This is a genomic window from Oceanobacillus luteolus, assembly GCF_023715655.1.
Classification (GTDB): domain Bacteria; phylum Bacillota; class Bacilli; order Bacillales; family Amphibacillaceae; genus Oceanobacillus; species Oceanobacillus luteolus.
Genome location: NZ_JAMBON010000034.1, coordinates 17140 through 37751, shown reverse-complemented (window position 1 = coordinate 37751; position 20612 = coordinate 17140). Strand labels below are relative to the sequence as shown.

The following is a 20612-nucleotide window of genomic DNA, read 5'->3' as shown; positions in this document are numbered from 1 at the left end:
CAAATGATCCTAAGACCATTATCTAGGAATATCCCAGAGCGTCCAAGTCATTTGACATATCAACAGGGTGAATTACAAGGAAATAATAGGCGGAAAATGTAGGCCTAAACATAATATACGAGGGGGATGGATCATGATTATCCGGGAAATCCAAGAAAAAGATAATCAAAATATGGAAGCAATCATCAAACAATCTCTTGAATCAGTAAATTTGAATATTCCTGGGACAGCCTACTTTGACCCTTACCTTGGCAAACTAACATCCTATTACGATACACAGCCTCAAGCAAGTTATTGGGTCGCAGTGAATGACGAAGATGAGGCTGTTGGTGGTGTCGGCATCGGCCCATTCGTGAATCATGAAGGTATTGGCGAATTGCAAAAGCTTTATTTGGCTCCAGAAGCACAGGGTAAAGGAATTGCTAAAAAGCTGATGAATATAGCTTTAGAATTTGCCAGTAAACATTATACACATTGTTATCTGGAAACTTTTGAATCACTATTTCAAGCAAACCATCTATATGAAAAATATGGATTTAAAAAGCTTGAGCAACCTTTATCAGGTTCGGAACATAATGCGTGTGATACTTGGTATATAAAGGAATTGTAAGTGGGTCGAAGCAGGAGCTGCATTCCTGCTTCGACCCACATTTCATTTTACAATTGCATACATTTTGATATCCTGATTCTTCCCTTTTATCTTTCTCGCTTTCTTTAATGTTCCCTCATAAGTTAATCCTGCTTTTTCCATCACTCGGAAAGAACCCGTATTTTCCGGTAAACACACCGCCTGAATCCGAACAAGGTCCATATGTTCAAAGCCAAACTGAATCACCCGGTTCGCGGCTTCAGTCATGATACCCTTCCCCCAGTATTCACGGTGCAACACATAACCAATTTCAGCGACTTGGTGAGATGGTTTCCATTGCACAAAGTCAATGGTACCAATCATCTTACCATCTGCTTTATATTCGATGGCCCAAGGCGCAAGACGACCTTCCTGATAATTTTCCAACACAAAATTTAGATAGTCTTCTGTATCCGAAAGGGTAAGATGCCTTTCCCATGTTACATATTTACTAACCTCCGGATCATTACCATACTCATACATGGATATTACATCATTTTCAGTCACTTTTCGTAAAATAAGCCTCTCTGTTTCCAGCTCCGGCAATTCATGAAAAATATCTCGTATCTCCATTTTTATCCCCCTATGCTCATTTGAGGGATATTGTAACACAAGAGCAGGTCCATCAGCCATTAGACTGACGGACCTGTAGTCCTACAGAAATCTCTTTTTGACTCCGTCGCCAAGAAAACTGTAACGTATCACTCTCTCCTCAACAACTGTCTCCATATGCACTGGGCGACCCCAAAGGTCATAAATATAAGGCAGTACATGCTCCAAATATGGCAAATCAAGCTCTGTCCCCTCGTAATGATGCATGAGATATAGTTCCCCATTCCGATTATAGTCTCCATCAACTACGGTGATATAAGGAAAACCGCCATTCACCCGCATGGAAACGAGCTGATCTCGAATCTGTTCATACTCCTTTGTCGAGATGCGATAATCTCTGCCTTTCTTTTCAAACAAATACATATCTTCCTGCTCAACGAGTTCTTTCGTTAGATAGTTGCGGATAAATGAAATGTCCGACTCGATCTCGCGGACTTCAAACATTTTCTCACGGCCACTGCCAGGCTTAACACCCCGATCCAACATTTTTTCTGTCGGATTATTATACCGTTCCTCAATATCCTCAAACATTTTTATACCTAGATAGTACGGATTTATGGAAGTGCGGGAAGGTTGCAATACTCCTGCATTCAATGTTGCATATTCAATTGCTTCTCCACTCGTCAAATCCATTTCCCGCATAATCTGTTGATGCCAGTAGGATGCCCATCCTTCATTCATAATCTTCGTTTCAAGCTGTGGCCAGAAATAAAGCATCTCTTCACGAAGCATCGTCAAAATATCTCGCTGCCAATCATCGAGTTCACGACTATGCTGTTCCAGAAAATAGAGTAAATCCTTCTCAGGTTTTGGAGGGAATTTTTTTCTTTCCCTATGAGGCCTTACTTCCTTCTTCTCTTCATCCAAACTCCAAAGGTCATCATAAGGAGTTGGTCTTCTTTCAAGCGTCTCTTCTTGTTCGTCGTCCTCTTCTATTTCCGTACGTACCAATGACGGATCAACATGCTCTTGAATCGCCAGCACCCTGTCGAGGAAATCCTCGACTTCTTTTTTTCCATAACGCATTTCATATGCTGCAATCCGCTCTGCTGTCGTTGTCATGCTCTCTACCATATCACGTCGAGTTTTTGAAAAACGTACATTATTTTTGAAGAAATCACAATGCGCCAGCACATGAGCGATAATCATTTTATTTTGGACCAACGAATTCGTATCAAGTAGAAATGCATAACATGGATCGGAATTAATGACCAGTTCATAAATCTTACTTAACCCTAAATCATATTGCAGTTTCATTTTGTGGAACTGTTTTCCAAAGCTCCAATGGCTAAACCTTGTAGGCATTCCATAAGCCCCAAAAGTATAAATGATTTCAGCCGGACAAATTTCATAACGCATCGGATAAAAGTCCAATCCGAATCCTTCTGCTATTTCCGTAATTTCACTTATGGCATATTCCAATTCCTTTTGGTCGTTCAACGAGAACCCTCCCTCGTCTCTACTCGCGAAAAGAACGTTTTCAATGCCGGGTATACATCCTTTTTCTCCCGGAGTTGATAATATCGAAAGTTCGGATGCTTGATGTTTTGATACGTATTCATTAAAGTAGAATATCGATTATAACTATTGACCTCGCCGTATCCAAACATTTGCGACACATCAAGCAGCTCATCAACTAACTTCAAACATTTCACATTATCCGAAGTGATATTCTCACCATCGGAAAAATGAATTGGATAAATATTGTAACGGCTCGGAGAATATTTCTCTTCGATTAGTTCCAATGCTTTCATATAAGCGGAAGAACAAATCGTCCCTCCACTTTCCCCTTTGGAAAAGAACTCATCTTTCGTAACAACTTTCGCCATGGTGTGGTGAGCGATAAACTCAAATTCTACCGTTTGATACTTCTTGATTAAAAAGCGGTTCATCCAAAAGAAAAAACTGCGTGCCATATACTTTTCAAACGTTCCCATCGAGGCACTCGTATCCATCATGGCAAGCACGACCGCTTTTGATTCATGCCTGACTTCCTCATTCCACGTCTTAAAACGAAGGTCATCAGGGTGAATTGGAGTAATCGTCGGTTCCCCTTTCGTTGCATTCCTTTTCAGTGCTGATAAAATTGTCCGTTTTTTATCGATATTACCCATGAGGCCTTTTTTACGGATATCATTAAATTCAATGCTCTCTGTCACCATCTCACCGGTTTCTTTTTCTGCGATGTTCGGTAATTCCAACTCTTTTAATAGAGCGGCTTCAATATCAGCTAAGGAAACTTCCATCTCATAATAATCATTGCCCGGTTGATCTCCCGGCTTTTCACCGCTGCCCTGCTCATCTCCACTTCCTGACCGCGCAATCACATCACCGACCTGACTCTCTCCATCCCCCTGACCTACATGTTTAGTCTTGTCATGGTTGTATCGGATTTTATATTCATCCAAGGAGCGGATTGGAATTTTCACTACGTTTTTACCATCTGATAATATAATATTTTCTTGACTGACTAAATCGGGGAGATTATTTTTAATTGCTTCCTTCACTTTTTCCATATGTCGATCTTGATCCTGATTTCCCTTACGATGGAGAGACCAATTTTCCTTGGAAACGAGAAATGGCTGTCGATTCGGCTTTTCTCTCATCCTTCTCCTCCTTCATCATGCCTAAAAAAATATTTACTGCTTGTAATATACTATTCATCTCCAAGTTCATTTGCTTCCAACGCATCCGATTCAGGCTCTAATATTTGAAAAATTATTATCGATTTAATAAACTTCCAACATAACGAAGCAGTTCGTTCGCCGAAGTTGAGTTATATCCATACTCATCGATTAATCTTGCAATCACTTCATTCACTTTCTTCAACTGATTTTCATCTGGAGTCTGCGATGTGGTTGTGATTTTTACGACATCTTTTAGATCAGCAAATAGTTTCTTTTGAATCGCTTCACGCAGACGCTCATGTGAGTTATAGTCAAAACGTTTGCCCTTTCTTGCATAAGCGGACAGACGGATTAAGATTTCTTCACGGAAAGCTTTTTTCGCATTCTCCGATATGCCAATTTGCTCTTCAATCGACCGCATCAGCTTTTCATCTGGATTCATTTCTTCACCGGTCAGTGGGTCACGCAGTTTATTTTTATTACAATAAGCCTCCACATTATCAAGGTAATTATCCAATAATGACTTTGCAGACTCTTCATAGGAATAGACGAACGCTTTCTGTACTTCATTTTTCGCTATATCATCGTATTCCTTCCTTGCAACAGCGATATAATTCATATATTTCTCTGCATCTTCTCGTGAAATCGATGGATGTTGATCCAGACCGTCCTTTAAGGAACGCAGTACATCTAGAGCATTAATGGATGGAACTTCTTTTCGGATAATCGCAGATGATATCCGGTTGATGACATAACGCGGATCAATTCCGCTCATCCCTTCATCTTTATGCTCCCGCTGTAATTCTTCCAAATCCACCTGATTATATCCTTCTACATTTTCGCCATCATATAGCCGCATTTTTTTGACTAAATCAATTCCCTGTTTTTTCGATTCTTTTAAGCGGGTGAGTACAGAGAAAATTGCCGCTACACGTAAAGCATGTGGAGCAATATGCACATCCGCCATGTCACTTTCTTTAATCATTTTTTCATAAATTCTTTCTTCTTCGCTTACTCGAAGATTATATGGGATAGGCATCACGATGATTCTAGAATGCAATGCCTCATTCTTTTTATTGGCAATAAATGAGCGATACTCGGTTTCATTCGAATGGGCGATAATCATTTCATCCGCCGAAATGAGGGCAAATCTTCCCGCTTTAAAGTTTCCTTCTTGTGTCAAGGACAACAAATGCCATAAGAATTTTTCATCAGATTTTAATATCTCTTGGAATTCCATCATTCCACGGTTTGCCTTATTGAGCTCTCCATCAAAACGGTACGCCCGCGGATCTGATTCGGAACCATATTCTGCAATTGTTGAGAAATCGATACTACCAGTTAGATCAGCAATATCTTGAGATTTAGGATCGGATGGACTGAATGTTCCTATACCAACCCGCTTATCTTCTGAGAAAAATATTCGTTCGACGAGCACATCTTCAATTCTACCGCCATACTCCTTTTCCAGACGCATCGTATTTAATGGAGATAGACTCCCTTCAATACGGATCCCATACTCCTCTTGAAACTCTTTTCGCAGATGTGGTGGAATCAAATGAAGCGGATCTTCATGCATTGGGCAACCTTTAATCGCATAAACCGCCCCAGCATCCGTCCGTGAGTATTCTTCTAATCCACGCTTTAATAAGTTTACAAGTGTCGATTTCCCACCACTGACGGGCCCCATCAATAACAGGATTCTTTTTCTTACATCTAATCGTTTAGCTGCCGGATGGAAATACTCCTCTACAAGACGCTCAACCGCTTCCTCCAAACCGAATATATCATTCCCGAAAAAGTGATATGTTTTTCTTCCATTTTTCTCTGTTAAACCTTTGTCTTTAATCATATTATATATACGGGAATGAGCAGATTGAGCAACATGAGGTCTTTCCTTCACAATCTCCAAATACTCACCAAAAGTGCCTTCCCATCGTAAACGACTCTCTTCCTCGCGATACTCTCGAACTCTGTTTAAGATATCCATATATACTCCCTCCAAGATAGCAGCGATTTATATATCCTATGCCGGACAGGGAGGTAACATTACCTTGGAATTATTAATCTTAAAGATAACAATGACTTGAAGTTTTTGCCCTCGATGGGAGTAGGGATATTGAAGTAACATGCAATGCAAGGAATTTGGTTGGACAATTTTTTTGTGTGGAATAGATTGTTGAAGTCTGTCATATAAACGTAGAACTTTCTGTGAAGAAATAATAGTAGACTATAGCTATTAAAATATGAAAGAACAACACAGTGGTAGGAGTTTTACTTTCTAGACTAAAAATACTGGAGAAGGAATTCTCTAGGGAAATGGTGAAAATCAAGAATAAAACAACCGAGGCTCAGAAATATTCCAATTGGTGGAGGCATTTCGATTTTTAACATGCCTCACTTTAAACGCTGGAATCCTTTCATGACCCTCGTTATTTTTTGATTTGATCTTGATAATCCTTAATCGTTACTTTATTACCTTCAATGATTTCATACTGTGTAGATGTCTTCACTACGATCCAAGTCATGACATGTTCGTCATCTGCATCGTTGACGACAAAATGCCATTTCTCATCATATTTTTCATCTAACTCATGAACAATATTTTCATCGAGTTGATTTCTAGTCAGCTCAATTGTATTTAATAACGTGACGCCACCTGCATGGCGCATATGGCTTGCCAATTCTTCAATTAACGAATCCAGTGGATATTGAGATAAAAATTCATCACTAAAATAAAACTCCACTGTTTCGCTTTCCTCCATAATTGCATTAGTGTACATATCATCTACCACTTTAACAGCTACTGAATTCAAACAGCCGCTCAACATAATGACACAACCTGCAATTATTAGTAATACTTTCCTCATAAAAAGATATACTCCTTAGAAATCATCTGGGTTGGAACCGGTCCGTTCATTTTTGTTCATATTCGTAATCTGCTCCACTTCCTCTGAAGTCAGTTCAAAATCAAAGATATGTGCATTCTCTACCATCCGATTTTTATTTATCGTCTTTGGTATGGTTGCTACTCCCTTCTGAATATCCCAGCGTAATATAACTTGCGGCACTGTTTTATTATATTTATTCGCAATCTCCACTAGCTGAGGATCTTCGAAAATACGCCCTTTCTTCAATGGAGACCAAGCCTGCATTTGAATTTGATTCTCTTTACAAAAATTCAATACATCATCTTGAGTCAAATGTGGATGAAATTCAATCTGGTTGACGGCTGGCGTCACTTCCGCATCCTTTAGGAGCTCCTGTAAATGATGCACATGGAAATTACTTACTCCAATTGCTCGGACTCTTCCCTCTTGATAAAGCTTTTCCATTGCACGCCACGTCTCTTTGAATTTTCCGGACACCGGCCAATGAATCAGATAAAGGTCCATGTAATCTAAGTTCAATTTTTTCAGGGACTCATCAAAGGCTTGCAATGTGGACTCATATCCCTGATTATCATTCCAAACTTTCGATGTTACAAAGATTTCATCCCTCGGAATACCGGATTCATTGATTGCTTTTCCAACACCTTCTTCATTATCATAAAAACCAGCTGTATCAATTAATCGATAACCGACGGATAGAGCTGAGGAGACCGCATCAATAACAGTTTCACCATCCTCAACCTTATAAACACCTAAACCAAAGCCAGGCATTTTTACATTATTATTTAATGTAATCGTATCCTGCAAATGTTTAATCATTCCAATCCTCCCCGTTACTTATACTACCTTTATATTAACACTATCGAATTATTTCGAACAAATAAGATACCACAATATGCAGTTTCATATTTAAGATAGTTAGGTACGAATTAACAAAGTACTTATGACACAGTGAGATTTCTCACATTACTTCGGTGGACAAAATTTAAGGAAGTAGGTAACATGACTGATTCTCATGTTACCTCGGATGACAAATCTTAAAAAAAGAGGGAACATGAGATGCTCTCATATTCCCTTTCCAGCAAATTTTATATTGCCCGATAAACATAGACATTTTCCTGCAATTCCCGAGTACTCTTGCCGTTTAAACGTAAATACTCCAAATGTGCTAAGGTTTCGCCTATTGCAAAACGTGTTTCATGAATGGTTAAAGTTTTATTGAAAAGCTTCTCACAAGCCTCATATACCGTACACCCATTTCGAATGATGCCATATAAGGTTTCCAGTCGTTCTTCATGATGTTTCATCAATTCCAACACACGAAGATGCCCATCGTAAAATGGTTTACCGTGAGAAGGTATGACAAAATCAACTTCTAGCGCTTCAATCTTGCGAAGTGAATCAAAATAACTGGCCAAAGGATTAGGGTCACCATGATACCAATAAGAAATATTTGGAGTAATTTTTGGTAATATATGATCAGTACTAAGCAGCACATTTTTTTCTCTATTATAAAAAGTTACTAGACCCTCCGAATGACCAGGGGTAAAAATAACTTCATATTCATATTTTCCAAGGATAATCTTTTCCCCTTCCTCCAAATAATGTTGGATCGTCGGATATGGGGTTACTCTTGGTATGAATTCTCCCGTGTTATTCACCATCTCCCGACCAATAGTTCTAGGAATGCCAGATAACGCATAGTACTTCTCTAATTTTGATAATAATAGATCCTCCCAACTGACTCTGCCATTTTCGGCGTCAACTTCTGTCATCGAGACATTGACGCCATACTTTTCTTGAAACCCTCCAGCATATCCATAATGGTCTGGATGATAATGAGTAATGATCAAGTCTGTCACTTCTTTTCCTCTGAGTTCTTCTTCCCAACGTTTTACGGTTTCCTTGTTATGTAAGCCGACATCGATGACCGTATAGCCGTCTGATCCCTCAGCTAGAAAACAGTTGACATGATTAAGTCTAAATGGCAAATCCAGCCGAATTAATTGTAATCCATATTCCTTCAGCATATTTCCACGTCCCTTATATTAATTCCCAGTGAAATTTGGTTTTCGCTTTTCAAAGAATGCAGTGACTCCCTCTTTATTATCTTGTGACTGGAGAAGCAAGGTCTGAATGGCTGTCTCTTGCAAATCACTTGTTTCGTAATTGTAATCAGCAGCATGGTTGACGAAGTGCTTGACAAACTGATTGGCGAGCGGTGGTCCATCGACAATAAATTGAGCAAATTCTGTTGCTTCTTCCAATAAATCTCCTTCTGCCACGCGATTCACCAGTCCATACTTTTGAAGTTCTTCAGCAGAAATAGGTCTTGCCGAAGAAATCCATTCTTTGACAAGTGGCCGCGGAATATTATCGGTTAACGCTTTAATTAAGCCAAGGTCAGGGATTAATGCAATATTTGAAAAGCTGCTGATAAATTGGGCTTGTTTTTCGGCAACGATGAAATCTGCCGCTAAGGTAATACTGAACCCTGCTCCTGCTGCAAAGCCCTGCACCGCAGCAACTACATACGTATCCATTTTACGGATCGTCTGCACGACTGCTAGCGCCCTTTTCATATACCTCATAATGGAAGCGGATTCATTTAAACCGTGAATGGTCTCTAAATCACCACCAGCCGAGAAACCCTTTCCTGCTCCGGATAAAATAACTACACGGATCTCTTGGTCACTATCAGCTTCTTGAAGTGCTGGAATCAGATCATTTACTAAATCATATGATAATGCGTTTCGTTTTTCAGGACGGTTCATCGTAATATAAGCAATATGATTATCTTTCTTAACATCTACTAAACTCATTTAAATTCCCCCTCTCAATTAGAACGTTGCATGGTTTGATTGTATTTATTTGCTATTTTTTCGACAGCAGCTAAATATTCCTTACTTAAGTCGGTTGTTATTTCCTTGACCGATTGCACCTTTTTAATTGGCCCTACTCCCTGTCCTGCACCCCATATGTCTCGCCATGCCTTTGCATCATGATTGCCTCGTTCTGAAAAATCGATTTTTCCTTTTTCCGGAAGCTGAGCAGGGTCGAGTCCAGCTCTTATAATACTCGGTGTAAGATAGTTTGCGTGAATTCCGCTGAATGCTGGAGTGTATGTTATATCAGAAATATTGGATTCTACTATCATTTCTCGGTATGCATCTTCTGCACTGCCTTCTTCTGCGACAATAAATTTAGTTCCGAAATACGCAAAGTCAGCACCTAACGTCTCGGCGACAAGAATATCTTCTCCTTTAGAAAGCGTACCAGACAACGCAATGGGGCCATCAAAAAATTCTCTGACTTCATGCATGAATGCGATGGGATTCAATCTACCGCCATGACCTCCTGCTCCGGCAGCAACCAACACCAATCCATCACTGCCTTTTTCAAGGGCTTTCTTGGCGAATTTCATATCAATCACATCACTAAGAACGACCCCACCATAATTCTTTACGATTTGAACGACTGGACTTGGGTCCCCTAAAGAAGTAATGACAAGCGGTGGTTCATATTTCTCAATTAATGCCAGATCCTCGTTAAATCTTTTGTTCGAACGATGGCTGATAAAGTTAATCCCCCAAGGTGCAGCTTCTTCGCCACCTTCTTCTATTCTTTGGATACCGTCCGTAATTTCCTGCAACCACATATCCAACATTTCGGTTGTACGCGCATTCAATGCAGGAAAAGTACCGATTATACCAGCTTCACATGCTGCCAAAACCATTTTTGGATTAGAGATAAGGAACATCGGGGCCATAATAACTGGCAGCTTCACTCCCCTTTTCAACTTCTTCGTCGCTTCATGCATCATATGATTTCCTCCCTTTGACATTCATTTCGAGTGAATGGTCATTCATTATTCACAGAAAAAAATTACCATTAATAAATGGTAATGTTGAGATTAACCTAATTCTAAATTTTCATACTTTTAAAGTCAAGTCATTTCTCTGAACAATTGGATAAAATACTTATCTTTCTATTTGTTTTGGATAGCTTTCTTCAATGACTTTAATTAAAGCCATCATTAATTCATTGTATGGTGTTGAGATGCCATGTTTTTTTCCATACTTTACAATAGCGCCATTGATGACTTCAATTTCTGTTTTACGACTTTTCAATACATCTGTAAGCATGGAAGATTGGTTCCTCGCTATTTGTGTATGACCGATTTGAAGAATATCCTCTATTGGATTGGCATATAAAATTTCCACACCTTCCTTTTCAGCTACTTCCAGTGCTTCTGTCAATAACTCCCGTACGAGGGACTCTCCCGCTTTCGGTAAAAGCACATCACCATTTCGCAGGCGAGTAATTGCAGTTAAGCTGTTGAAGGCCACATTGATCATCAACTTCGTCCATATGACAGATTGAACATCTTCCGTTATAACCGTCTCGATTCCTGATTTACTGAACATTTCACTTATGTATAAATATTTATCAGGCTGGCGATCTTCAATAAAACCGATGTTCGTAACGCCTGTTGCCCGATGTGCTATCATGCCAATATTCAATACACTCGCACCACTTCCTGTTCCACCTATTCCAAGGTCAGCACGAGGAACCACTTTCTGCATTATTTCAAGGTTCCCTACTCCGTTTTGTAAAGATAGTACGATAGTGTTTTTATCTACAATATGTTTTAATTCCGTCAATACAGCTTCGGTTGCAAATGATTTCACTAAGATAAGGATGAGATCATATTTTTCTAATTTACCAGTATCATAGATAACCGGTACAAACGCTTGTACTTGTTCATTATCCACAGTAATAAGCTGAATCCCTTCGCGCTCGATCCATTTCACGCGTTCGTTTTCCCGATTGAACAATGTCACATCAAATCCTGAAAGATGCAATTTAGCGCTGAATAAGCATCCCATAGCTCCAGCCCCGACAATCAATGTTCTCAACTCAATCCCTCTATTCTTAAGAAATGGGCCACTCAGAAGAATCCTGAATGACCCAATTTCAAATTATTTATTAGCACTTGCATTTAGGGGGCGAAACCCCAACTAAATGAAGCTCAGTTTATTTAAGTTCCAATAATTTTTGTTTCATTTCTTCTTCCATCTGCAGCATTTCTTTTTCGGCTTCTTGACGTTTCGCTCTTCCCTCCGCTTGGATAGAGAGTGTTTCTTCAATTGTAGACATGAGTTGTTCTTGAGTCTTCTTCAATGTTTCAATGTCAACTAAACCACGTTCATTCTCTTTCGCTGTCTCGATGGTGTTCGTCTTCAATAGCTCAGAATTCTTCAGTAACAAATCGTTCGTCGTCTGGGAAACAAGCTTTTGTGCTTCCACAGCATTTCGTTGACGCAACAAAGTGAGTGCAATCGCAATTTGATTTTTCCATAACGGAATAGCTGTCAATACAGATGATTGGATTTTTTCCACTAGGGCCTGGTTCGTATTTTGGATAAGACGAATCTGTGGTGCACTCTGGATTGTGATTTGCCTGCTTAATTTCAAATCATGGGTCCGCTTTTCCAGGCGATCGGTGAATTGAATCAAATCATTCACTTCTTGGACCATCATCTGGTTCTGACTTGCCTCTGCTTTTTCTCTTAAAGCTGGAATCTCTTTTGTACGGAGCTCTTCAATTTTCACTTCACCGGCAGCGATGAAAATATTTAAAGCGTCAAAATATTCTTTGTTCCTCATGAAGAGCTGTTCCAACAACTTGTTATCTTTCATAAGCTCATCTTTGCTGCGATCCAATTTTACGCTGATTCGGTCAATTTGTGCACCAGTTTTTTGATACTTGGAAAGGACCTGATTCACTGAATTCGACACCCGATTAAAGATTTTAGCGAGAAAACCACGCTTCTCTGGGTTCAATTCATCTGGGTCAACCTGCTCCAACTTTTTCATTAAATCCGATAAAATACCACCAATATCGCCTATATCACTGTTTTTTACATGGTCCAGCATGTTATGCGAAAAATCCATAAGTTTGGACTGTGCTTCTGTTCCATATTGTGAGACACTTTGATGATTTTTCGGATCGATCTGCTCCGCCAGCTGAAGCGCTTGTTTTTTCTTATCTTCCGGAAGCAAATCGACTAACTTTTTAGGTTCATTTTCTTTTTCAACAATATCTGTATCAATGGAGTCACTACCGAACGGGTTCGCTAAGAGCTCGTCCATATTGAATTCATGTTTTTTTTCTTCGTTCATTAAATGACCCTCCCATTGGATTTTTTCGGTTTCTGGATTGTCTTCTTGGCGACGTCCAGTTCAAAATGAAGTGTGTCCACATCGTCATTGAGCATCACTCGTAAATCTTTATTCACTGTCTGTCCGAGCACGATGATTGTATGACGGCTATCCCGCATCGTTTCATTCATTTCCCTTGATTTCACCGGCTGCTGGGAAAGATAAGCATATTTCTCTGCAATCTCGACTAAAGAATCAAGATGTTTATAATAAAAAGCTTCTGCTTGGAAAAAACGACGTGGTTCCCGTTTCGTGTTGGCATAAATTTTCCTGACCGTTCTTAAGATCTCAAAGTTCTCTCTTACATTACCAAGCCGACGAACTTGAACAAACGCACGTTGCAACCTGTTGATTTTAACCTTTGCATCTTTCAAGTTCTCGATAATAAATTTATATTCTTTCCATGTAAGCCCATTGCTTTTCGCATAGCGGTAAGTCTGTATTTGCTTTACAGAGTAGTATGTTCCGGTACCACCAGCAAGAGCGAAAACCGTCGACCACAAAACAACTTGCTCAAAGGCGAAAAAACTGACCAACCATACACTTCCCGTTGCAGTGAAAGCCGCCGCAGAACGTAAGACAAATTGCAAAAATGCTTTCATTTCATCACTCCTATATAAAAGTACATGTCCCTTACGATATCGTTCTATCAGTCAGACATGGATATATACTTCACTATTTCTTATCTTGTAATACGTCATATTCCCTAGAAAAGTTTCACTTAATTACATTTTACCTGACTTGACTAGAAATAACTACATTAAGATAATAACGGTAACGATTTTACAAAGGGGGAATAAGAGTGAAAAGAATTGGGATCGATGCTGGTGGTTCTTTAATCAAATTAGCTTATGAAGAAAAAGGGTTACTGCATGTTAAAACATACTCCTACAATCAACAAGAGCAGTTGGCAAAATGGCTGCAGATGCTTGCTCCAGATGCTCATATATACGGTACAGGAGGAAGATGGAATCAACTTAAAGCGTCCATGAAACAGCCTAATCATACTGTGGAAGAATTTACTGCGATCGTACAGGGAACCAATTATCTATTGGAAGAATTCCCTGAAAAAATTGATGAATATATCCTTGTTAGTATAGGAACAGGTACGTCAATTTTTCATGTAAAGGGTCAGTCATTTGAACGGGTACTCGGTAGTGGTGTTGGCGGCGGGACCTTGATGGGCTTAGGCTCCCTAATTGCAAAGGGCAAAAGTTTCCGTGAATTAGTCGAACTTAGTGCGAAAGGAAATCATCAAAACAGCGATTTATTAGTTAAAGATATTTATGGAGAGCAGCATGCCCCACTTACAGGAGAACTGACAGCAGCAAACTTTGGGAAGGTCCATTTGCAAGAGGAACATTCGGAGGCTGATCTGCTTCGCTCATTAACACAATTGATTGGTGAAGTTATTCTCTCCTTAGCTGGAAACGTTGCCGCCATCAAAGGTATTGGAAAAATTGTCTTTGTCGGAAGTACGGTAGAAGGTAATAAACCTCTTCAAGAAGTATTCTTAAGTTTCCAGGAAATGCTATCTTACCAACCTATATTTCCCGATAAAGCGGCTTATGCTGGTGCGATTGGAGCATTACTCGAATAATTGCTTTTCCTTTCGTAATCTTTCAAGTAATTGATTACTTATCTTTTTTTGTTTCTTCTCAAAAATCGGCAATTCTTTGAGAATGATAAGCTCCTTATCTTGTATCAATAATAGAAACCAACCCCCCTTATGAGCGGAGACAGGAATCCGCTCTTTTTCTATGTGGAATTCTTGATGCTGTTCCTCTACTAAAATGACGACTGTCTCCCCTTCTATACGATCGACTACTCCAATGACGATTTCTTCGTTTTTCCAACTTGTTACCCACTCCATTGTTGTTATCTGTGATACGTAAAGTGAAAGACATATGGTTATCAAGACATTCATATGCAAAACCTCCATTTTTGTTTGTATTATTTCAAACCAATGAGTAATCTGCATCTTTGTATCTTTCATTCTTAAAGCCAGAAATCCATAACGTAATTCAAGTTTTCCAAATGAAAAAATCTAAAACTATACTACATCTCTAGTAACAAAATTTAATTTTCCCAGTTAAGCTTGCTAGCTTTTAAACGGCTCATTTGATACGCTGAAATTGCTAGATTGACATAGTAGGGGGAAATTATGTGAGACGTTTGACATTTATATTTGCTTTAATAGCCGTATTTTTCATCAGCGCATGTGGAGAATCTGCTCCTGATTCTGTCAGTAATCATGAGCAAGCATCTATTGCTGTAAAAGAGAAACAGGAAACGGAATCCGCTGCAAAGTCTGATGATAAAGATGAGGAAGAGATAAGTACAAAAGAGGAGATAGAAGAAGAACCTTCCTCCCCTGCCAACCTTCGGGAGCTGAAAATTCATTTCATCGATGTCGGACAAGCAGATGCCACCCTTTTCCAATACAGTGAAGCTGAAGAAGATTATACAATTCTGTATGATACCGGAGACTGGCGTGGAGATGAAGTGGTTCCGTATTTAAACTCCCAAGGAGTCAGTACACTTGATCTAGTCATCGTCAGTCATCCAGACGCAGATCATATTGGTCAGTTGGATAAAGTCATGCAGTCATTCGAGGTTGGAGAAGTATGGATGTCTGGAAATGAAAGTTCATCACAAACATTTCAGAGAGCTATTGAAGCAGTCTTGGAAAGTGATGCTGATTATCACGAACCACGTGCTGGCGAAACTTTCACAATTGGACCAATGGATATTGAAGTGATTTATCCAGAAAGCATTTCAGGAAAATCCAACGAAGAGTCCATTGCCGCACGCTTTACCTATGGAGGTTTACAGTTTTTATTAACAGGGGATGCTGATCGTAGTGGAGAATCGTATATGAGGAACAACTTTACTGTCGATGCCGACGTGTTGCATCTAGGTCATCACGGTTCCAAGACATCGAATGATCCAGCTTTTATCGATGCAGTTTCGCCCGATATCGCGATTTATAGTGCAGGTGCTAATAATAGTTATGGTCACCCTAGTCCCGAAGTTATAGAAGCTGTTGAAGAACGCAATATAGATATCTATGGGACGGATACCCACGGAACCATCATCCTCACATCAGATGGCGAAGAAATCTCAGTGGAGTTCAGTGGTCCTGATTCTTCAATGAAAGCTCCTCAAAATGAGGAGGACACAACTAGTAAGGAGCAAGAAGTATCCGAGAATGATAATAACCAGTCAGCCTCTTGTGTTGATATTAACGAAGCATCCTATGAAGAGGTACAGAAAATTATCCATATCGGCCCTGAACGCGCTCAAGATCTCATCGACCTCCGACCATATCATTCCGTGGACGATCTTACACGTATTAAGGGAATTGGGCCAGCACGTATTGCAGATATTAAATCTGAAGGGAATGCATGTGTACGATGAAAAAAGGTATCTTAGATCGTTTCGAAGGTGAACAAGCAGTTATCTTGATAGAAGAAGATAAAGAAGAAATCATTGTTCAAAAAAGTGAGTTGCCGCCAAACAGCAAAAAGAATACCATCTTCAAATTGAAAAAACAGAATGGAGAATATCGAATTACTGGCATAGATGACACAGCAACAAACCAAGCGAGTGCAAAATCAGCCAGTCTGATGGACCAGCTTCGGGCGAAGAGTAAAGGAAGTAAATTTAAAAGGTCATAACATAAGCGGAACATGCATGAAGCATATTCCGCTCTTTTTAATTCCAATAATATGGAGTTTCTTGATACACGTAGTAGTTCAGCCAATTCGAAAACAATAAATGGGTATGAGAGCGCCAAGTGTTTGGTGGTGTGTTCTCTGGATTATCTTCCGGGAAATAATTAACCGGAATCTCAATCTCCTTACCCTTTCTCAAATCACGGTAATATTCATCACTCAATGTAGTCGCATCATATTCGAGATGACCTGTGATCATAATATTTTTCCTGTCTTGTGAAAGAACAATAAATGCAGAATTATCGTCTGTCTTTGAAAGCAGGAATAAATCTGGATGCTTCTCGATAGCGGACGTATCGACAGTTGTATGCCTCGAATGAGGTGCTAAAAATGTATCGTTGAAACCTTGAACAAGTTTTTCCGTCGGATCAGCAATATCATGATTGAAAATACCGAAATATTTTTTCGGGAGCATCTCCTTGTTGATTCCATAATGATGGTACAACGCTGCTTGAGCTCCCCAGCATATGTAAAGGTTCGATGTTACATTTTCTTCTGCCCAATCCATAATCTCTTTAAGCTCTTCCCAATAATTGACCTCCTCAAATTCCAAATGCTCAATAGGTGCTCCAGTAATAATTAAGCCGTCAAATTTTTGGGATTTCACTTCTTCAAATGTCTTGTAGAACGTATCTAAGTGATAATTGCTCACATTCTTAGATTGATATGTTGCAGTCCGCAGAAATGTGATATTTACCTGCAACGGTGTATTCCCTAATAAACGTAAAAGCTGAAGTTCCGTTTTTTCTTTCTCGGGCATCAAGTTCATAATAAGAATATTAAGCGGACGAATATCCTGCGTCCGAGCCCGATCTTCGTCCATGATAAAGACTTTCTCCTCTTTCAATGTTTCCCATGCCGGCAGCTCTTTCGGTATATTAATCGGCAATCCACACCTCTCCCCTCTTTGTATGATCATGCAGAAACAATTCCCTCTCCCCAAACTAGATATGAAGGTATATAAACTTTAATGTATGATAAAACTTATTATAAATACTAAATCTTGAAACAGCAAGCCTATAAAAACAGCAAAATAGCAGTTGCATATTGAGTTACTTTCAGCTTGTCGATTTTTCATATATAATGATGGAGTAACCAGTACATTTTAGAGGGGTGAAGGAAATGAAGAAAAAACTGTTTATTTTCATGACCATGTTGCTTTCTAGCTTGATTGTTCTAAGTGCGTGTGGAACTGGGGATGACAACCCAGATACGGAACAACCAGAGCAAGAAGAAAATACATCTGCAGTTGATGAAGAAGCAACTGAAGATGAATCTGAGGCTCCCGAAGAAGACAGCACAGAAGAAGAAACAGAGGAACCTGATGGTGAAGAAACTGACTCTGAAGGTGACGGGTCTCAAATAGTTGAAGAAAATGAAGCTTTTCGAATTTTTGAACCTGCACCCAATACAGTTGTGGACAATGAATTTACTGTACGTGGAGAAGCACGGGTCTTCGAAGGTACAGTCCAGTATGAATTCGAAGATGGACATAATATTTTAGACGAAGGGTTCGTCACTGCGAGCGCAGCGGCTCCGGAATGGGGCGAGTTTGAAATAACAATTACGTTTGAAGATGTTGCTTTTGATTCAGGTACACTTATTCTTTATGAAGAAAGTGCAGAAGACGGCTCCAGACAAAATGAGCTGTTGATTCCAGTAAAAGTAGAGAAGTAAATCATTCGGGTCAATCAGAGCTTAATCTGATTGGCCTTAATTTTTTTGAGATTAGAGGGTCTTACATGCAAAAATTTTTACAAATGAAATGGTCTGTTATATTGATTGCTGTTTTTTGTTCGTTATTATGGGGAAGTGCATTTCCTCTATTAAAAGTAAGTTACGAGGAATTCCAAATTGCTGCTGATGACATTGCAGCAAAAATAGTATTCGCCGGTCTGCGATTTCTGCTTGCTGGGATGATTGTACTCACCTTTCTTCTCATCAGTAATCTTAAACACCTTTATATCACGAAGAAACAACTGGGGATACTTGCCATTCTAGGACTAGTACAAACTGCTTTGCAATACTTTTTCTTTTATAATGGTTTAGCACATGTCACAGGTATGCAAGGAGCAATTCTGAATTCCAGTGGAACGTTTCTTACAGTACTATTAGCTCATTATTTTTATGTCAACGATAAAATGAGCACAAGAAAAGCACTCGGACTACTAGCTGGGTTCTTAGGGATCATTGCTGCAAACTGGGGACAGGATTTTACTTTCCAATTCACGTTTATGGGTGAAGGATTTATGATATTATCCGGCCTAACAAGCGCTTTTGCAACGATTTTGGCAAAAGAACTGGCAAAAGGGATTCATCCATTTGCCATTACCGGGTGGCAATTTTGTCTAGGTGCACTCTTTTTGCTGATTATCGGTTTACCGCAGTTAGATGAGAACGCGATGATTTTCACTCCATTCGGCTGGGGATTGTTCATCTACTCTGCACTTTTATCCGCCGTTGCCTTTGCACTTTGGTACTCCTTATTGAAATATAATCCTGCCGGAGAAATTTCAATGTACAAATTTATTGTCCCTGTTTCAGGATCCATTTTGTCCACTATATTTATTCCTGGAGAGAATTTAACCCCTGCTGTTTTAATCGCTCTTGCTTTAGTTGCTATGGGTATAATCATTGTAAATACCGGTAAAAAAGAAGTAAATCGAGATGGTCAAGGATGATAGGGTAGCCTAAAAAGAGAGGGGATATAAACTGGTCATGGAAATGAAACGTTTCGTAAGAGGAAGGATGGGAAGGAAACAATTCCTTTCCATGACTTTTTGGGCGTGGGGCCTTGAGCCATCTCTAAAGCAAAGGATAATCGATACGAATAAACCAGTCAAAAAGCGATTCTTTATAATTCATCCACTATCTTGCCAAACAACTCCTTCTTCAGTAGATACCGCCTTGTTTACCAGAAGGATATGGCCAATTCTAGCGCCCCGTACGAACGATAATTAAAAAATATAACTTTTTCCCATAAATCAATCACCGAACACCAGTTCCCGACATAAGGTCATCAAAAGCTCAAAACTTAACTGTCATTCCTGGTTTTGCCAAATCTATTGCCATACCACCAACTTCTTGGGCACTTTGTAACAATTCCTGAAGGTTCCCATAGTGCGGTAAATGAGTTAAGATTGTTTGTTTTGCTTCAGCTTTTGCTGCAAGTAGTCCTGCTTCTCTTGCGTTCATATGACCAAATGATTTACCATCCATTCCTTCATATAAACTACATTCAGCAATCAACAGATCTGCCCCTTTACTAAATACTGCCAACTCTTCAAAATAGCTTGTATCTGCAGTATAGACAATGGTTTGATTCTTGCATGTAATCTTCATTGCATAGGTCTCAACTGGATGTATACTTTTTAAAAAATTCAGTTGGAAAGGTCCGATTGTAAGCTCGGTATCTTGATCAATACGTTGAAATTGAGTATAAGGTATCGATGTAAATTCATCTTTTTTTACAGGGTTTTCCGGTCCATAAATACACAATGGATGATCAACTTTTCCCAACTTAGTATTGACTAGTCGAGAAAATTGGTAAGCACCAACATCACTGCTATGATCATAATGATAATGGGATAATACGACATGATGAATCTCATTCAAATTGATAAATTCCTGTAGTTTCATCAAAACCCCACTGCCACAATCCACAAGCAATGAAAATCCTTCATGTTGAATCAGATATCCAGAACAAGGTTCACCCTTCTTCGGGAATCCGCCCCACATGCCAATAACGGTAATCTTCATGGAAATCTCTCCTTCATTCAAGCCATATTCAAGACCAACCTTTTTTAATCTATCTTGACAATTTTACGTTTCATTTTCAATCAATAAGGGTATAATAGGTTCCATATGTTTAATTTAAGAAAAATGGAGGAAA

At 39.4% G+C, this 20612-nt stretch carries 21 protein-coding genes; 6 read left to right on the top strand and 15 right to left on the bottom strand.

The annotated features are described in order from the left end of the window. Nucleotides 1-133: 133 nt before the first annotated feature. A complete protein-coding gene (locus M3210_RS15795; RefSeq protein WP_251516324.1) occupies nucleotides 134-610 on the top strand; it encodes a GNAT family N-acetyltransferase in 477 nt (158 codons plus the stop codon). Between the two features lie 42 nt (nucleotides 611-652). On the opposite strand, the gene M3210_RS15790 is transcribed toward M3210_RS15795, so the two are convergent. The 12 genes from M3210_RS15790 to M3210_RS15735 form a co-directional block, all read right to left on the bottom strand. Further along, on the bottom strand, nucleotides 653-1201 hold the full coding sequence (locus tag M3210_RS15790; RefSeq protein ID WP_251516321.1) for a GNAT family N-acetyltransferase: 549 nt from the start codon (nucleotides 1199-1201) through the stop codon (nucleotides 653-655). 81 nt (nucleotides 1202-1282) lie between these two features. Next, the gene (locus M3210_RS15785; protein WP_251516318.1) at nucleotides 1283-2680 is read right to left on the bottom strand and encodes a SpoVR family protein; all 1398 of its coding nucleotides are present in this window, start codon (nucleotides 2678-2680) and stop codon (nucleotides 1283-1285) included. After that, nucleotides 2677-3846 carry a sporulation protein YhbH gene (yhbH, locus tag M3210_RS15780; RefSeq protein ID WP_251516316.1) on the bottom strand — a complete coding sequence of 390 codons (1170 nt, stop codon included), beginning with the start codon at nucleotides 3844-3846 and terminating at the stop codon, nucleotides 2677-2679. The genes M3210_RS15785 and yhbH overlap by 4 nt, the downstream gene beginning before the upstream one ends. A gap of 115 nt (nucleotides 3847-3961) precedes the next feature. After that, nucleotides 3962-5857, bottom strand: a complete 1896-nt coding sequence (locus M3210_RS15775) for a PrkA family serine protein kinase (protein ID WP_251516313.1) — start codon at nucleotides 5855-5857, stop codon at nucleotides 3962-3964. 442 nt (nucleotides 5858-6299) lie between these two features. Further along, complete coding sequence (locus M3210_RS15770; protein WP_251516310.1) at nucleotides 6300-6737, bottom strand: hypothetical protein; 438 nt, start codon at nucleotides 6735-6737, stop codon at nucleotides 6300-6302. 15 nt (nucleotides 6738-6752) lie between these two features. Beyond that, nucleotides 6753-7577, bottom strand: a complete 825-nt coding sequence (locus M3210_RS15765) for an aldo/keto reductase (protein ID WP_251516307.1) — start codon at nucleotides 7575-7577, stop codon at nucleotides 6753-6755. Between the two features lie 269 nt (nucleotides 7578-7846). Then, on the bottom strand, nucleotides 7847-8788 hold the full coding sequence (locus M3210_RS15760; protein ID WP_251516305.1) for an MBL fold metallo-hydrolase: 942 nt from the start codon (nucleotides 8786-8788) through the stop codon (nucleotides 7847-7849). A gap of 18 nt (nucleotides 8789-8806) precedes the next feature. After that, on the bottom strand, nucleotides 8807-9580 hold the full coding sequence (locus M3210_RS15755) for an enoyl-CoA hydratase/isomerase family protein (RefSeq protein WP_251516303.1): 774 nt from the start codon (nucleotides 9578-9580) through the stop codon (nucleotides 8807-8809). 14 nt (nucleotides 9581-9594) lie between these two features. Beyond that, on the bottom strand, nucleotides 9595-10581 hold the full coding sequence (locus M3210_RS15750) for an NAD(P)H-dependent flavin oxidoreductase (RefSeq protein ID WP_251516301.1): 987 nt from the start codon (nucleotides 10579-10581) through the stop codon (nucleotides 9595-9597). Nucleotides 10582-10738: 157 nt separating this feature from the next. Continuing rightward, entirely contained in the window at nucleotides 10739-11677 is a 939-nt protein-coding gene (locus M3210_RS15745; protein WP_251516299.1) for a ketopantoate reductase family protein, read from the bottom strand. A 118-nt stretch (nucleotides 11678-11795) separates the two neighbouring features. Continuing rightward, a complete protein-coding gene (locus tag M3210_RS15740; RefSeq protein WP_251516297.1) occupies nucleotides 11796-12944 on the bottom strand; it encodes a toxic anion resistance protein in 1149 nt (382 codons plus the stop codon). Continuing rightward, nucleotides 12944-13585 (bottom strand): 5-bromo-4-chloroindolyl phosphate hydrolysis family protein, encoded by a 642-nt coding sequence (locus M3210_RS15735; protein ID WP_251516294.1) that lies wholly within the window; start codon nucleotides 13583-13585, stop codon nucleotides 12944-12946. The genes M3210_RS15740 and M3210_RS15735 overlap by 1 nt, the downstream gene beginning before the upstream one ends. Nucleotides 13586-13785: 200 nt before the next feature. Here M3210_RS15735 and coaW point away from each other — a divergent pair, with 200 nt between their 5' ends. Continuing rightward, nucleotides 13786-14583 carry a type II pantothenate kinase gene (gene coaW / locus M3210_RS15730; protein WP_251516284.1) on the top strand — a complete coding sequence of 266 codons (798 nt, stop codon included), beginning with the start codon at nucleotides 13786-13788 and terminating at the stop codon, nucleotides 14581-14583. Here coaW and M3210_RS15725 read toward each other — a convergent pair. Next, complete coding sequence (locus tag M3210_RS15725) at nucleotides 14572-14910, bottom strand: DUF3006 domain-containing protein (protein WP_251516282.1); 339 nt, start codon at nucleotides 14908-14910, stop codon at nucleotides 14572-14574. The two genes, coaW and M3210_RS15725, sit on opposite strands and share 12 nt — an antisense overlap. Before the next feature lie 239 nt (nucleotides 14911-15149). On the opposite strand from M3210_RS15725, the gene M3210_RS15720 reads away from it, so the two are divergent. Both M3210_RS15720 and M3210_RS15715 read left to right on the top strand, forming a co-directional pair. After that, a complete protein-coding gene (locus M3210_RS15720; protein ID WP_251516279.1) occupies nucleotides 15150-16403 on the top strand; it encodes an MBL fold metallo-hydrolase in 1254 nt (417 codons plus the stop codon). Continuing rightward, nucleotides 16400-16663, top strand: a complete 264-nt coding sequence (locus M3210_RS15715; protein ID WP_251516276.1) for a DUF3006 domain-containing protein — start codon at nucleotides 16400-16402, stop codon at nucleotides 16661-16663. The genes M3210_RS15720 and M3210_RS15715 overlap by 4 nt, the downstream gene beginning before the upstream one ends. 37 nt (nucleotides 16664-16700) lie before the next feature. Here M3210_RS15715 and metA read toward each other — a convergent pair whose 3' ends face one another. Then, entirely contained in the window at nucleotides 16701-17609 is a 909-nt protein-coding gene (gene metA / locus M3210_RS15710) for a homoserine O-acetyltransferase MetA (RefSeq protein ID WP_251516273.1), read from the bottom strand. A gap of 233 nt (nucleotides 17610-17842) precedes the next feature. Between metA and M3210_RS15705 the strand changes: the two genes are divergently transcribed. After that, nucleotides 17843-18397: a Gmad2 immunoglobulin-like domain-containing protein gene (locus M3210_RS15705; protein ID WP_251516270.1), complete on the top strand. Its 555-nt coding sequence runs from the start codon at nucleotides 17843-17845 to the stop codon at nucleotides 18395-18397. 65 nt (nucleotides 18398-18462) lie between these two features. After that, the gene (locus tag M3210_RS15700) at nucleotides 18463-19401 is read left to right on the top strand and encodes a DMT family transporter (protein ID WP_251516267.1); all 939 of its coding nucleotides are present in this window, start codon (nucleotides 18463-18465) and stop codon (nucleotides 19399-19401) included. A gap of 346 nt (nucleotides 19402-19747) precedes the next feature. Here the strand turns inward: M3210_RS15700 and M3210_RS15695 are convergent, their stop codons facing one another. After that, nucleotides 19748-20479: an MBL fold metallo-hydrolase gene (locus M3210_RS15695; protein ID WP_251516264.1), complete on the bottom strand. Its 732-nt coding sequence runs from the start codon at nucleotides 20477-20479 to the stop codon at nucleotides 19748-19750. Between the last annotated feature and the right edge of the window lie 133 nt (nucleotides 20480-20612).